The following is a 13,528-nucleotide window of genomic DNA, read 5'->3' on the forward strand; positions in this document are numbered from 1 at the left end:
GGGGGGTGCGGGTCCCGGGGGGGGCGCCCCCCCCCCCCCCCCCCCGCGGCCGGCGCGCCGGGGTCCCGGGGGCCCGCGCGGCCGTCGCCGTGGTGGTGGGTGGTTCCGGCTATCCCAGCGCCCAGCGCTGGCTGCTGCCACCGTTGCACGCCGACAGCTGGACCAGCGCGCCGTCGGCCGTGGACGCCCCGGTGACGTCGAGGCACAGTCCTGACTGGACACCGGTGATCGAGCCGTCGGAGTTGCGCAGCCACTGCTGGTTCGTCTGGCCGTTGCAGGACCAGACGATCACCTTCGTGCCCGGACTGGTCTGGTTGTTGTAGGCGTCCAGGCACATGGTGCCGCCGCTGACACTGAACTGGTTTCCGGTGGTGTAGGTCCAGTTCTGGGCCGGCTGGCCGCTGCACGGCCAGATCCGCGCCTGCGTGCCCGCCGTGGTGCTGGGCACGTCGAGGCACTTGCCGGCGCCGACCGCGCGCACCGGACCGGTGACCGGGTCCCCGCCACCGGTCGAGCCGCCCGCCACCCGGTACATGACCACACCGTGGGCGGGGACCGACGCGCTGATCGTGCCCGTGGTGGTGGAGGTGGCACCGGACCACAGGTCGGTCAGGGTGTAGCGGGCGGCGCCGGTCTTGCCGATCGCCGCCGCGGTGGTCGAGATCGTCGCGGCCGAGGAGCCCTCGTTGAACAGCACGACCGACACGTCGCCGTTCGCGAGCGGCTTGGCCAGGACGTCGCGGCCACCGGACGAGGACACCATCCGGCCCTGCCTGCCGAGCGGGTCCTGGTTCACCGCGATCACCCGCGTGTTGGTGAGGATGGAGATGGTCGTGGCACTGGCGTTCGGGATGTTGTTGCCGGCGATCAGCGGCGCGGCCATCTGGGCCCACAGGCTGAACTGCGTCCGGTCCTCGGTGGCGGACATGCCGTTGCCGATCTCGAGCATGTCCGGGTCGTTCCACCCGCCGGGTCCCGCGTAGCTCGTGAGGCCGACGTTGGCGTGGAAGATGTTGAGCATGCTGTTGTAGTTCGGCGCGATGTCACCGGTGGTGCGCCAGCTGTTGCCCACGTTCGCGCCCCAGGTCCACACGCTGTCCTGGCCCCAGTTGCAGAGGCTGTACAGGATCTGGCGGCCGGTGGCGGCCAGCGCGTCGCGCATGGCCGTGTAGCGGGACTGGGCGTTGACGCCCTGGTTGTTGCAGTTGTCGTACTTGAGGTAGTCGATCCCCCAGGACGCGAAGAGGTTCGCGTCCTGGCGCTCGTGGTTGAGGCTGCCGGGATAACCCGCGCAGGTCGCCGTGCCGGCGTCCTCGTAGATGCCGAGCTTGAGGCCGAGCGAGTGGACGTGGTCGGCGAGGGCCTTGATGCCGTTCGGGAACTTGGCCGGATCCGGCACGAGGTTGCCGTTCGAGTCCCGGTTGTGGGTCATCCAGCAGTCGTCGATGTTGACGTACTGGTAGCCCGCGGCCTGCATGCCGTTGTTGTGCATGGCGGCCGCGGTGGCCCTGACCAGCGAGTCGGAAACGTTGCAGCCGTAGGCGTTCCAGTCGTTCCACCCCATCTGCGGAGTCCTGGCCAGCCCGTTGCCGAGGGCGTGGGCGGGCGGGGCCGTGAGGACCGCGGCGACAGGTGCCACCGCCGCCAGGGCCGCGGCCGTCACCGCGGCCACCACGAGATGACCGAGACGGCGTGCGATCGTGTGTGGGTTCATCGTCAGCTCCGCGTCCACTTCTGGCTGGCCGCGCCACTGCAGGTCTGCAGGGTCACCGGGGTGCTGTTGGCGGTGCCGCCGCCGTTCGGGGCCAGGCACAGTCCTGATTGGACACCCGTGATCGTGCCGTCGGTGTTGACGTTCCACTGCTGGTTGGCGCCGCCGGTGCAGTCCCAGATGACCACCCTGGTGCCCGGGGTGGTGCCGGAGCCGTCGGCGTCGAGGCACTTGTTGGCGTAGACCTGGATCTGCTTGGTGGTGTTGACCGTCCACTGCTGGTTGGCACCGCCGTTGCAGTCCCACAGCGTCACCTGCGTGCCGTTGGTCTGGGAGACGTTCGGGACGTCCAGGCACCGGCCCGCGTTGTTGTTGCGCAGCAACGACGTCGTGCCGCCACCCGAGCCGGCGACGACGAGGTTGTCGAACTGCGCGGTCTCGCCCTGGCTGGTGCCGAGCCCGACCTGACCGGCCGACAGCGTGGAGTCGGTCACCGTCCCGACGACCGCGCCGTCGACGCTCGCGGTGATGGTGCTGCCGGAGAAGCCGAGTGACAACGAGTGCCAGCGGTTGGTGCCCAGCGCGGTGGTCGAGCCGCTGCGCAACGTGGTGACCTGGGCACTGGTGCTGGTGCGCAGGATCGACCAGGCGCCGGTGTCACTGACCCGGAAGTGGTAGGCGTTCAGCGCGGCCTGGTTGCCGGTGTCCTGCCCACCGGCACGGCCGATCAGCGAGGCGTAGCCGGGCTTCTCCAGCAACGCGTCCGCCGACACCGTGTAGTTGCTCCAGGCCACGTTGCCCAGCAACGCGTACGGGTCGGTCCTCGTCTTCCACGGGATCGCCTGCTGCGTCGACGCCTGGCGCACGCACGTGCCCGCACGGCCGGCGCCGCACGCGGACGCCTCGAAGGCGCCTTCCATGTCCATCAGGTACTTGGCCTCCTTGCCGGCCGCGTACCCGTCGAAGTTGTCGCTGTAGGGCAGGTTCAGCGAGCCCTGGGGCGGGCTGGTCGCGGTGCCCCTGCCCTGTCCGGTCGTGGTGGTGACCGTGTACAGGTAGCCCGGCTGGACGGTCAGGGAGAAGGCGCCGTTGGACGGCGTGGGGTCGGCGCTGTGGACGAAGAAGTCGTTGGGGTTGTTCGAGTTCAGGTTGGTCGCCCACACGTGCACCTGACCGGTCGACAGCCCGCCGGTGACGTTGAAGTTCAGCGTCTGCGCCGAGCCGGCGTCCATGGTCTCGATGATCGTGCTGTAGTCGGAGTTGTTGGGCGACTTCATGGTCACGTAACTGCCGTTGTTGCGGTTCCCGCCGAGGTAGCCGGTGGACGCGTCCAGGTACTTCCAGCCGGGGGCGGTGAACTGCGTGGTGTGCGCGAGCGCCCAGGTGTCCTTGCCGACCGCGTAGTAGCCCGACCACGGCTGGTTGGCCAGCACCAGCCCGACGGTGGGCCACGGGATGTTCGGGGTGACGGCGGCGATCAGGTCCCAGTTGAGGTAGGCGGTCATCTTGCCGTCGATGTACACCCGGTTGATGCCGCGGGCCAGTGGCTTGGCGCCGTCGTTGTAGTCCTGGGAGCCGTTCTCGCTCGACCACAGCGTCTTGCCGGAGTTGGCGACGTTCGACGGGACGTTGCACGTGGTCTGCGCGCTCAGGTAGCCGCAGGTGTAGTGCGCGCTCAGCACGTCGACGGCGTTGCGGTAGGCCGTGTTGCTGGAGATCGGACCGGCCGGTCCCCAGTCCCCCGGCCACGAGTCACCGGAGATGATCTTGACCGCGCTGTACCCGTTGGAGTTGAGGGCGTTGCGGATCGTGACGGTCCAGTCGGCGTTCCACTGCTTCTCGTTCTGCACCGGCGTGAGGTAGTCGATCGTCAGCCCGTGCTGGCGGGCGCAGCCGAGCCAGGACAGGTAGTAGTTGACCAGGTCGTTGGAGAAGAAGGTGCCGTTGCCGATCCATCCCGGCGCGCCCCAGGCCAGGCCCACCAGCTTGATGCCGGGGTTGCGCGCCTTGGCCTGCTCCATGATCCACCACTCGTACCCGCGGTCGCAGTTCAGGTCGCCGCGGAAGTGGGCGTGACTGGGCTCCGCTCCGCTGGTGGAGTTGGTGTCACCGCCGATCTCCGCCTTGAGGATCTGCAGCGAGGCGCCGTAGCCGGGCTTGAACAGGTAGTCCAGGATCTGGCCGCGCTGCGGCTCCGGGTAGTCGATCAGCAGGCGGCTGTTGCCCCCACCGCCGCTGACCGCGCCGACGCCGTCGAACGTGCGGCCACCGGACGAGCCGTTGATCGTGATCGCCGTGGCGGCCTGGGCCGGTGCCGCCGCCACGACACCGGCAGCGGCCAGCACGGCCGCGAAGACCGCGGTGCGCACGCGCCCGAGCAGGGTTGCGGGCATGACTGTGCTCCCTCCAGATGAAGATGAGTGGCTGGAACCGCGGCCCGCGCGGCGGAGCGGGCCTGTGCGGAGGAGAAAACGGGAAAGCCGCCGTCACGGCGATGACACGAAACAGCCGAGCAAAAGGAAAAGAAAGCTTTGCCTTCTCGGCGTCGAAAACGTGCCGAACCGCACATGCGTACCCCATCATCGTTGACGGCGAGCACGAACAGCACGGCGGCGGCCGACCGAATCTGCACACAATCGGCACACACTGTTCATGTGAACGCTAACACACTCCGCTAGCGAGGCCAATACGCTGTTGGGAGCGCTACCACTTGATCATTTCGACGCATTCGACTGGTCATTCGTGAACGTGCCCAATTGCGGGCCCGGGATATGCCGGGCCGCGCAGGTACCGGGTCACCATGCCCACCAGCTCGGTCTCGAACTTCTCGACCGCCGCCGTCGGCGAGGAGGCCATGACCCGGTGGGTGTTCAGCTCGACGGTGAACACGATCAGCTCGGCCGCGGTGTCCAGGTCGGCCACTCCGACGTCGGGGTGCCGGGCGAGCAGGTTCCTGAGCTGGGCGATGCGCTGCTCGCCGTGCCGCGCGATCGTGTCGAGCACTTCCCCGGAGAACTGCGCCTCCTGGAGCATGATCTGCAGCAGCTGGGGATCGTCGCGGTGGTTGTCGATCGCGTCGCGGACGAGTGCCCGCACCACCTGCTCCAGGGTTCCCGGCGAAAGGTCGAGCCGGTCGGCCTGAGGCCAGACGCCGCGGTCGATGTGCCGGATCACGAGCTCCGCCAGGATCGCGTCCTTGTTCGGGAAGTACTGGTACAGCGAGCCGATCGAGACGCGGGCCCGCTCGGCGATGCGGTTGGTGGTGCCGGCGGCGTAGCCGTGCTCGGCGAAAACGTGAGCAGCCGCGGTGAGGATGCGGTCGCGGGTGAGCTCCGCCCGGACCTGTCTGGGCTTGCGACGTGGCTCGACGGAACGTTTGGCCGACGGCACGGCGGTCCTCCTCGGGCGGCGGCAAAAGCGAGTACACAATAGCTGAGCAAAAACTCATAATAGTGCTATGACCTCGGAAAACATAGCGTCCCGTGATCGACTTTGCACGATCGGTGAGGTCGAGGCACTCGTCGGCCGCCCGGCACCGATGATCATGCTGAAGCAGATCGACGCGCTCGACGAGGGCTGCGTGACCGTGCTCGCCCACTGCCCGATCGCGGGCTTCGGCCACCGGGACGCGCAAGGCCTCTCGAGGACGACCTTCGTCGGTGGTTCGCCGGGATTCGCCCGCGTGCACTCGCGGACCAGGATCTCCTTCACCCTGAACGAACCCGGTGTCGCGACCGGGCCCGCCTCGATGCTCTTCCTCCTGCCGGGGGTCGGGGAGACGTTGCGGGTCAACGGTTCCGCCTCCCCCGGCCGGGACGGCGAGGTGGTCTTCGACGTCGCGGAGGCGTACGTGCACTGCGCCCAGGCGGTGCTGCGTTCGGGGCTCTGGCAGCCGCCCTCGCCGGCCGAGCCGGCCCAGGAGATCGGCGACGGTCCGCTCGCCGCGCCCGGCATCGCGGACTTCCTCATCGCGGCACCGTTCCTCGCACTGTCCACCTGGGACCGCGAGGGCGGCGGTGACACCAGCCCTCGTGGGGAACGGCAGACGGTCGCGCGGATCCTGGACGGCCGCACGCTCGTGATCGCGGACCGCAAGGGCAACAAACGCGCGGACACGCTCCACAACCTCCTTGAGGACGACCGGCTCTCGTTCGCCGCGCTCGTCCCCGGCCGCACAGGCGTGCTGCACGTCCGCGGCCGGGGAACGATCACCGTAAACCCCGCCGTGCTGGAACCGCTGTCGCTGCGCGGAAAACCGCCGCACGCCGCGCTGCTCGTCGACGTCGAGTCCGCCGAGCTGACGTCCAGCGACGCGGTGGCGCGGGCGAGGCTGTGGACACCGGCCGCGCACCCGGACCCCGCCGACGTGCCCGACCTCATGGCGGTGGCGAGCGCGCACCTGGCCGCGAACTCCCGGCGCGGATCGTCGGTCCTGTTCAAGATCGCGGGGCTGGTGCCCGCCAGGTGGCTCAGAGCGGTGGTCAACCTCGCCTACCGCCTGGGGCTGAACGAGGAGGGGTACGAGGTCGCGGGCTTCTTCCGGCGTCGTGCCACCGGTACGGCCGCGAAGAGCCCGTTGCGGGAGGTGCGCGTCGTCGAGGTGCGCAGGGAGACGCCCAGTGCCGTCACCGTCGTGCTGGAGGACGGCGAGCCGTTCGACTTCCAGCCCGGCCAGTTCTTCACGCTGGTCGCCGACATCGGTGGCCGCTCGGAGCGCAGGCCCTACTCGGCGTCGTCGGTGCCGGGCTCACCCCGGCTGGAGCTGACGGTCAAGCGGGTCGGCGACGGCTGGTTCTCCACCTACGTCCACCGCCACCTCGCGGTGGGCGACCGGCTCCTCGTGCGCGGCCCGTCAGGTTCCTTCCACGTGGACTCCGAACGGGAGCTCGTGCTGATCGCGGCGGGCAGCGGCGTCACGCCGATGGCGAGCATGATCCGCACCCTGCTCGCCGAGCCCACCGGGCCCCGGATCTCCTTGCTGTACAGCAACCACAGTGCGGAAGAGACCATCTTCGCCACCGATCTCGACCGGCTGGCGGCGGAACACCCCGACCGGTTCTCGATCACGCACGTGCTGACCTCCCGCGACGGCAGGCTCGACCTGGCCGGCGTCCGGCGGTGGGTCACCGGCCTCGACGCGTCCCCCGGCTCGGGGTTCTACCTCTGCGGCCCGGAACCACTCATGACCACCGCGCAGCGAGCGCTGGCAGAGCTCGGCATCCCGGACCACCGGGTTCACCTGGAGCGCTACGCCACCGGGCGGGCGGCGGCGACTTCCGCCGTGCCGCGGCGAATGGTCGTGGAGAGCAACGGGCAACCGGTCGGGGACGTGGTGGTGGAGCCGGGCCAGACGCTGCTCGACGCCGGGCTCGCGGCCGGTCTGCCGATGCCGTACTCCTGCACCGTCGGCAGCTGCGGGGAGTGCGTCGTGAAGCTCCTCGGCGGTGAGGTCTCCCAGCAGGAACCGAACTGCCTGACCGCGCAGCAGAAGGCGTCCGGCGGCATCCTCACGTGCACCGGTTCGCCACTGGCCGATGTCACGGTGGACATCACGGGCCGCTGACCGGACCGGTGGTCAGGCCGGCTTGAGGGGGATGCGCACTCGCACGTCGTGGAGTCCGGCGAGCGGCCAGGCCACCACCAGGTCGAGCACGTCGCCGTGCGGGCGGTTCAGGGTGAACTCCTGGACGCCGGAGAAGGTCCGGTCGCCGCCGGAGAACGAGCCGTCACCGGGCCGGATCCAGAAAGCCTCCTGCCCCTGGACGACTGCGACAGAGGCGCCGGGACCGGCGGCTCGGATCCGGGCCGGGTCGTCCCGCAGGCCTGAGGGCGCCCGGCGGGAGAACGCGCGGGCGTTGATCGTCTCCGTGAAATCGTCCGTGGCGGTGCTGTGCAGTTCCATGGACAGCAAGGAATCCACGGCGGTCAGTCGAGCGAGCACGACGGCCGCGCGGTGATCGCGGCGGTGCAGCACTCGGGGTGCCGCGACGTTCGTGCCCGCTTCGACGGCCGGTGGGTCGAGCCTGTCGGCGGCGTGGTGGTTCAGTCCGTCGGGCACCGGACGGACCTCCACCGGTGCCTGCCAGATCGAGGTGGTGGCCCGCTCGACGGTGGCCCGGTCGGGCAGCGGCACGGTGATGACGGTCTCCGGGAAGCCGATCTCCGGCCACGCGAGGACGAGCGACATCCGGTCGAATGCCGGTGGGAACCGGAAGAGGGCCCGGTAGGTGGGGCCGGACGTGCCGAGGTGGTAGTCGCCGCTGCTCGACGAGCAGAACGTGGCGTACTCCCAGTGCGCATGGCCGGCGTGGTCGAGCCGACCGGCGCGCAGGTCCACGCCCTCGTCCCAGGCCGGGAGCAACCGGCGGGGCGCGGCGGCCGGCTGGAGCGAAAGGCCCTCGCGGATGTCGCGCTGCCGTTCGGTGGCGTCACGACGATCCAGCGGGCGGCGGGCCAGCAGTTCGATCTCCAGAGCCGAGAGCCCGGACACCGCGCGCACGACACCCACGGTCAGCTCCGGCCGGCGCACCAGCAAGCCGCCCGAATGTGCCACAGCGCCCAGGGTTCCGGTCGGGTACACCACCTCACCATCCCACGCCGTCCACGCCTGCCGCAGGTCATTCGGCACGTTTACCAGCGGGACGACGAAGGCCTGATCGCGGATCGGGAGAAGGCGCGTGAGCTCGCTTCGCCGTGGCCGGTCAGGACGGGGTCGTTTCCGCGACGGCCTGCGTGGACCGGCGCGCGATCAGCGCCGGCCGCACCGTGCGCCGCCGGTCCACCCCGGTGCGCCTGTTGATCAGAGCGATCAGCAGGTCGACCGCCTCGTCGCCCACCCGGTCCGGGCGGAGGCTGACGGTGGTGACGGGCGGTGCCGTCGTCGCGTAGTCCTTGTCCTCGCTGATGCACGCCACCAGCAGATCCCGCGGCACCAGCAGATCGAGGTCCCGGGCGGCGGCGAGGATGTTGTGGCCGGAGTCGGAGTAGACGCCGATGACCGCGTCGGGGCGCGGGTCGCGGGTGAGCAGGCGGGCGACCGCGGCGCGTTCGGCGCTGAAGTAGTCGGGCAGCGTGGCGTACTCCTCGACCAGCGCAGGCAGGTCGCGTTCGGTGCACCAGGCGATGTACGCGCGTTCGATCTCGTGTGGATAGGTGTCGTCGTGCCGGGGCAGGCTGAGCCCGATCCGCCGGGCGCCGGCTTCGGTGAGGTGGTCCAGCAGGAGCCGCAGTGCCTCGTCGTGGTCGGCGTCCACCCACGCGTCACCTCGGCGCGGCCGCGGTGGGCGGCCCTCGTTGACGATCGGGATGCCGCGTTCGCGCAGGAGCGCGCACACCGGGTCGTCCGCGCGCGGGCCCACGTGGATGACGCCGTCCAGCGGCGCGTTGAGCCACATCCACGGGGACAACGAGCTCGGCATCGTCATGAGCAGGTAGCCGCGGTCGTGGGCGGCCGCCATCGCGCCCAGGGTCAGCTGCGCGTAGTACGGGATCTCGGTGTACGGCACGGGCAGGTCGCCGTAGGTCGTCATCGTCAGGCCGAGCACTCCCGTGCTGCCGCAGGCCACCGCTCTGGCCGTGCTGGCGGGGGCGTACCCGAGCTCGCGGGCCGCGGTGATCACCCGCTGCCTGGTCGCCTCGGACAGGCGGCCGGTCCCGTTGAGCGCGTTCGACACCGTGGCCGTGGACACCCCGGCCAGTGCGGCCACGACCCCGAGCGTGGGGCGGCGCCAGCCGTGCGTGCTTTCCATGTGCATCTCAACAGGCCCGTACCAGCTTGTGGTTAAGACGTTAATCACTCAACCTACCGGCCACGGCGACCGGGACGGCCGCTGGGGCTGGAGTGGTTCTCGCGGCAATCGGACGCGAGCGTGTCATGTGGACAAAGGGGAAAAGGTGGAGGCGCGGGTTTCTCCGGTGCGGCAACGCACCGTACCTCCGGTCGTCGCGGCGCGGTGGGCGCTGTGGACGTTCGTCGTCGTCAACCTGGTGATCGTGGAGGTCCTCTTCCTCACCGCCGGGACCGGCAAGAACGGCGTGCTGACGGTCGCCAAGTTCGTCGGCCTGCACGCCGCCGTGGTGCTGCTGTTCCAGCTGCTGCTGGTGGCGCGGCTGCCGTGGCTCGACCGCCGGATCGGCATGGACCGGTTGACCGTCTGGCACCGGTGGGTCGGCTTCACTCTGCTGTGGACGGTGCTCGCGCACGCGGTGCTGGTGGTGCTGGGCTACGCGAAGCTCGACGGGGCGGCCGCGGGCAGGACGTTCCTCGCGCTGGCCGGAGTGCCCGCCTCGCTGCTCGGGATGTGCGCCGCGTTGATCATCGTCGTGGTCGGCGTGGTCTCCACCCGCTCGGTGCGGCGGCGGCTGCGGTACGAGACCTGGCACGGGGTGCATCTGGCGCTGTACCTGGCGCTGGGGCTCGCGTTCGTCCACCAGCTGCTGGAGACCACGACCTTCACCTCCTCCACGTTCGCGAAGGCCTACTGGTGGGCGCTGTGGGCGTTCGCGTTCGGCTCGCTGGTCGCGGGACGGATCGTGGTGCCGCTGTGGCGCAACAGCTACCACCAGTTCCGGGTCGCCGAGGTCGTGCGGGAGTCGGACGACGTGGTGACGGTGCGCGTCACCGGCCGCCACCTCGACGAGCTGCCGGCCAGGGCGGGCCAGTTCTGCATCTGGCGGTTCCCCGGGCACAACCACTGGTGGCTGGCGAACCCGTTCTCGCTCTCCGCGGCACCCGACGGCCGTTCGTTGCGCCTGACCGCCAAGGCCGCCGGCCGCACCAGCGCGGGCCTGCGGCACCTCCAGGTCGGCAACCGCGTGTTCGTCGAGGGACCGTACGGCGCGTTCACCTCGTTGCACCGCACGCAGCCGGGTGCGCTGCTGATCGCCGGAGGCGTGGGCATCACGCCGATCCGCGCGTTGCTGGAGGAGGAGACGGCCGGTGACGTCGTCGTCCTCTACCGGGCACGCACCGAGAACGACGCCGTGCTGAGCGACGAGGTGCGAGACCTGGTCGCGGCACGCGGCGGGCAGCTGCACCTGCTCACCGGCCACACCGGCGCGGGACCGTCGCCGTTCGAACCGGACAACCTCCTCGCCCTGGTACCGGACATCACCGAACGCGACGTGTACGTCTGCGGCCCGCCCGGAATGACCTCGGCCGTGCTCACCGCCCTGCGCGCGCTGAAGGTCCCGGCCCGGCAGGTGCACTCCGAGCGGTTCGGCCTGGCCTGATCACATCGACCTGAGAACAAGTGGAGACCCGAGTGGGATACGCCCGGCAGACCCTGCCCTGGCTGGTTGTCCTGGCCTGCCTCACGACCGCGTGCACCGGCGCTTCCGGCACCGGCGCGCCCGGCCCGTCGTCAGCGGCCGAGGAGCAGAACAGGGCGCTCGTCCTGCGCCTGTACGCGGAGGCGTTCAACCAGAACAAGACCGGCGTGGTGAACGAGCTCGTCGGACCGGACTACGTGCAGCACGACAAGTCGTTGCCCGCCGGAGCCGACGGGCAGATCAAGCAGTTCCAGGACCTCAAGGCGAAGATCCCCGGTGCGGTGGCGACGGTCAAGCGCACCGCCGCCGACCACGACCTGGTGGCCGTGCACTGGCACGCGTCGGCCACACCGGCCGACGAGGCGACCGGCGAGGCCAGGATCGACCTGTTCCGTGTCGGCGGCGGCAGGCTGGTCGAGCACTGGAGCATCGCGCAGACCGTGCCCGCCACGACCGCCAGCGGCAACTCCCTGTTCAGCGACGTGTACCGGTACCCGAACGGGGCGCCGACGATCTCCGAGGAGCAGGAGGAGAAGAACCGGACGTTCGCGGTCGAGGCCTACCGCAAGCTCTCCGACGGTGACGCGGCCGTGATCGACACCAGCTGGGACCCGCGGTACTACCAGCACAACCCCGCGGCCGGGAACGGCACCGAGCCGCTCAAGCAGTTCATGCAGCAGCAGGGCGTCACCGCCCCCAGCAGCGGGGTCGCCAGCCGCACCGAGTTCGGCAACACCCTCGCCGACGGCGACCTGGTGTGGGTCTTCAGCTCCGACTACGTCGTGGCGGACATCTTGCGGGTGGTCGACGGGAAGATCATCGAGCACTGGGACGTCGTCGCCGACGGCCGGTAGCGGACGCTGTCGAGGTGGATGAAGGGCTCCTTCATCCACCTCGGGGCAATGCCAGGAGCTCAAGCGGCGACGCGTTGCGCCGACCTTCGCGGGCAGGCTCGCGATGAACGGCGCATTTGTTCACCTCAGGTGGACAAATGCGCCGTTCATCCCGGCCGGGTGCGCCGCGGCTGCCGGGCGTGCCAGATCTGCCGCACTGCCGCGCACCGTGCGGTCAGGCCTCGCCAGGCGCGTGGTGACGTGGATGAAGGCGCCCTTCATCCACACCAGGTGGAGCAAGGAGCCCTTCATCCACCGTCACGGCCACCTCAGGTCGGCAACGGGACGGCCGGTCAGGAGCAGCCGATGCGGGACGACGACAGCACGACGTCGTCGAACCAGAGCGTGTCGTCTCCGCCGCCGTAGCTCTCCCAGCCGAGCCGGAGGTTCGCCGGGGCGGGCCGCCATCCGCCCCGGCGAAGCCATTGCGCGTCCACGTCCGGCGTGGGCACGCCGTCCGCGTGCAGGCCCTGCACTTCGGTGCCGTTGAGCCAGGTCCGCAGTTCGGAGCCGGTGATCCCGAACTCCACGCACGCCCACTGGTTCACCGCCAGCGGAACGCTCTGGGCGACCCCGGCCGGGCTCTGCTCCGGCAGCGTGGCGTCGTCGGACTCGCGGTTCCACTGCAGGGCGCGGTTCTGGCCGCCCATCCGCAGGTCCTTGCCACCGTCCGCGGTGTCCTTCATGGCCACGAACGTCACGTGCGCCTCCGGCAGCGCGGTGGTGTGCCGCACGTAGAACCGCACGTACTGGCCGGACGTGCTAATCCCCTTGGTGGTGGCGAGGAACACGTGGTTGCAGTAGCCACCACGGCCGTCGACGCGCACCGACCTGGTGCCGCTGTGCACGACCGACCTGTCGATGGTCGCGGTGCCGGTTCCCTGGCAGTTCGGGAAGTTCAGCGACCAGTCCCCGGCCGGCGTCGAACCGGCCTGGTTCTCGAAGCCGTCGCAGAACGCACCGCTCGGGCAGCCGGCCGGCGGGTTCGAGGTCGTCGTGGTCGTCGTGGTGGTGGTCGTCGTGGTCGTGGTCGCGGGCGGGTTGGTGTCGTTGCACCGCACGCCGTTGAGGGTGAAGTCGGCAGGCTTGTCGTTGCTGCCCTGGAAGGTCGCCTGGAATCCGAACTGCACGGACGCCCCGGTGGCGATGGTGCGGTTGAAGTCCTGGTTGCGCGCGGTCACGACCTTGCCGGACTGCGTGACGCCGGCGCTCCAGCTGGAGGTGACGCGCTGGTCGCCCGGGAAGGTCCACACCAGGGCCCAGCCGTCGACGGGGGCGGCGTTGTTGGTCACCGTGACCCGGCCGACGAAACCGTTGCTCCACTGGTCGACCTGGAGGTCCACCGCGCACGCCGGCGCGTCGGCCGCGTGGACGGGGTTCGCGATGATTCCCGCTGTGGCCGTGGCCGCGGTCGTCAACGCGGCCAGGATCAAGGCACCGCTCGTCTTCCAGCGCATGTGCTCTCCTGCGGGCTCGGTCTGGGAGCGCTCCCAGTTCGGACTGTAACCAGGTGGACACGGTTTGGCAATCGTGCTGTGCGGCCTCGGGGGGGGGGGGGGGCCCCCCCCCCGCCGGGGGGGGGGGGCCGCGGGGCGGGGGGGGGCCCCCCGCCGGGGGGGGGCGGGGGCGGGGGGGGACCCCCGGGGGGTGGGGA

The 13,528-nt window shown here is 70.3% G+C and carries 10 protein-coding genes; 3 read left to right on the forward strand and 7 right to left on the reverse strand.

Annotated elements, in window-relative coordinates; genetic code table 11:
• Nucleotides 1–109: 109 nt before the first annotated feature.
• From ABZV40_RS44930 to ABZV40_RS44940, 3 genes are all read right to left on the reverse strand, one after another.
• The gene (locus ABZV40_RS44930; RefSeq protein WP_355456202.1) at nucleotides 110–1,714 is read right to left on the reverse strand and encodes a ricin-type beta-trefoil lectin domain protein; all 1,605 of its coding nucleotides are present in this window, start codon (nucleotides 1,712–1,714) and stop codon (nucleotides 110–112) included.
• 2 nt (nucleotides 1,715–1,716) lie between these two features.
• Nucleotides 1,717–4,104, reverse strand: a complete 2,388-nt coding sequence (locus tag ABZV40_RS44935; protein WP_355456204.1) for a ricin-type beta-trefoil lectin domain protein — start codon at nucleotides 4,102–4,104, stop codon at nucleotides 1,717–1,719.
• Nucleotides 4,105–4,447: 343 nt separating this feature from the next.
• Complete coding sequence (locus ABZV40_RS44940) at nucleotides 4,448–5,101, reverse strand: TetR/AcrR family transcriptional regulator (protein WP_355456206.1); 654 nt, start codon at nucleotides 5,099–5,101, stop codon at nucleotides 4,448–4,450.
• Between the two features lie 67 nt (nucleotides 5,102–5,168).
• On the opposite strand from ABZV40_RS44940, the gene ABZV40_RS44945 reads away from it, so the two are divergent.
• The gene (locus tag ABZV40_RS44945; RefSeq protein WP_355456208.1) at nucleotides 5,169–7,274 is read left to right on the forward strand and encodes a 2Fe-2S iron-sulfur cluster-binding protein; all 2,106 of its coding nucleotides are present in this window, start codon (nucleotides 5,169–5,171) and stop codon (nucleotides 7,272–7,274) included.
• 12 nt (nucleotides 7,275–7,286) lie between these two features.
• Here the strand turns inward: ABZV40_RS44945 and ABZV40_RS44950 are convergent, their stop codons facing one another.
• Nucleotides 7,287–8,339: a hypothetical protein gene (locus ABZV40_RS44950; RefSeq protein WP_355456210.1), complete on the reverse strand. Its 1,053-nt coding sequence runs from the start codon at nucleotides 8,337–8,339 to the stop codon at nucleotides 7,287–7,289.
• Nucleotides 8,340–8,412: 73 nt separating this feature from the next.
• Nucleotides 8,413–9,459: a LacI family DNA-binding transcriptional regulator gene (locus ABZV40_RS44955; protein WP_355456212.1), complete on the reverse strand. Its 1,047-nt coding sequence runs from the start codon at nucleotides 9,457–9,459 to the stop codon at nucleotides 8,413–8,415.
• Between the two features lie 166 nt (nucleotides 9,460–9,625).
• On the opposite strand from ABZV40_RS44955, the gene ABZV40_RS44960 reads away from it, so the two are divergent.
• Nucleotides 9,626–10,942, forward strand: coding sequence for a ferredoxin reductase family protein (locus ABZV40_RS44960; protein WP_355456214.1), 1,317 nt, complete (start codon nucleotides 9,626–9,628; stop codon nucleotides 10,940–10,942).
• Nucleotides 10,943–10,974: 32 nt separating this feature from the next.
• A complete protein-coding gene (locus tag ABZV40_RS44965; RefSeq protein WP_355456216.1) occupies nucleotides 10,975–11,835 on the forward strand; it encodes an ester cyclase in 861 nt (286 codons plus the stop codon).
• 120 nt (nucleotides 11,836–11,955) lie between these two features.
• Here ABZV40_RS44965 and ABZV40_RS44970 read toward each other — a convergent pair whose 3' ends face one another.
• Nucleotides 11,956–12,126 carry a hypothetical protein gene (locus ABZV40_RS44970; protein WP_355456218.1) on the reverse strand — a complete coding sequence of 57 codons (171 nt, stop codon included), beginning with the start codon at nucleotides 12,124–12,126 and terminating at the stop codon, nucleotides 11,956–11,958.
• 41 nt (nucleotides 12,127–12,167) lie between these two features.
• Nucleotides 12,168–13,331, reverse strand: a complete 1,164-nt coding sequence (locus tag ABZV40_RS44975; protein WP_355456220.1) for a cellulose-binding domain-containing protein — start codon at nucleotides 13,329–13,331, stop codon at nucleotides 12,168–12,170.
• Nucleotides 13,332–13,528: the final 197 nt, after the last annotated feature.

Source organism: Lentzea sp. NPDC004782, assembly GCF_040609115.1.
Lineage (GTDB): Bacteria > Actinomycetota > Actinomycetes > Mycobacteriales > Pseudonocardiaceae > Lentzea.

Excerpts from the sequence above, each read along its gene's own strand:
- ABZV40_RS44930 (WP_355456202.1), bottom strand. The coding sequence starts at position 1,714 with ATGAACCCACACACGATCGCACGCCGTCTCGGTCATCTCGTGGTGGCC.
- ABZV40_RS44935 (WP_355456204.1), bottom strand. The coding sequence starts at position 4,104 with ATGCCCGCAACCCTGCTCGGGCGCGTGCGCACCGCGGTCTTCGCGGCC.
- ABZV40_RS44945 (WP_355456208.1), top strand. The coding sequence starts at position 5,169 with ATGACCTCGGAAAACATAGCGTCCCGTGATCGACTTTGCACGATCGGT.
- ABZV40_RS44955 (WP_355456212.1), bottom strand. The coding sequence starts at position 9,459 with ATGGAAAGCACGCACGGCTGGCGCCGCCCCACGCTCGGGGTCGTGGCC.
- ABZV40_RS44970 (WP_355456218.1), bottom strand. The coding sequence starts at position 12,126 with ATGAAGGGCTCCTTGCTCCACCTGGTGTGGATGAAGGGCGCCTTCATC.
- ABZV40_RS44975 (WP_355456220.1), bottom strand. The coding sequence starts at position 13,331 with ATGCGCTGGAAGACGAGCGGTGCCTTGATCCTGGCCGCGTTGACGACC.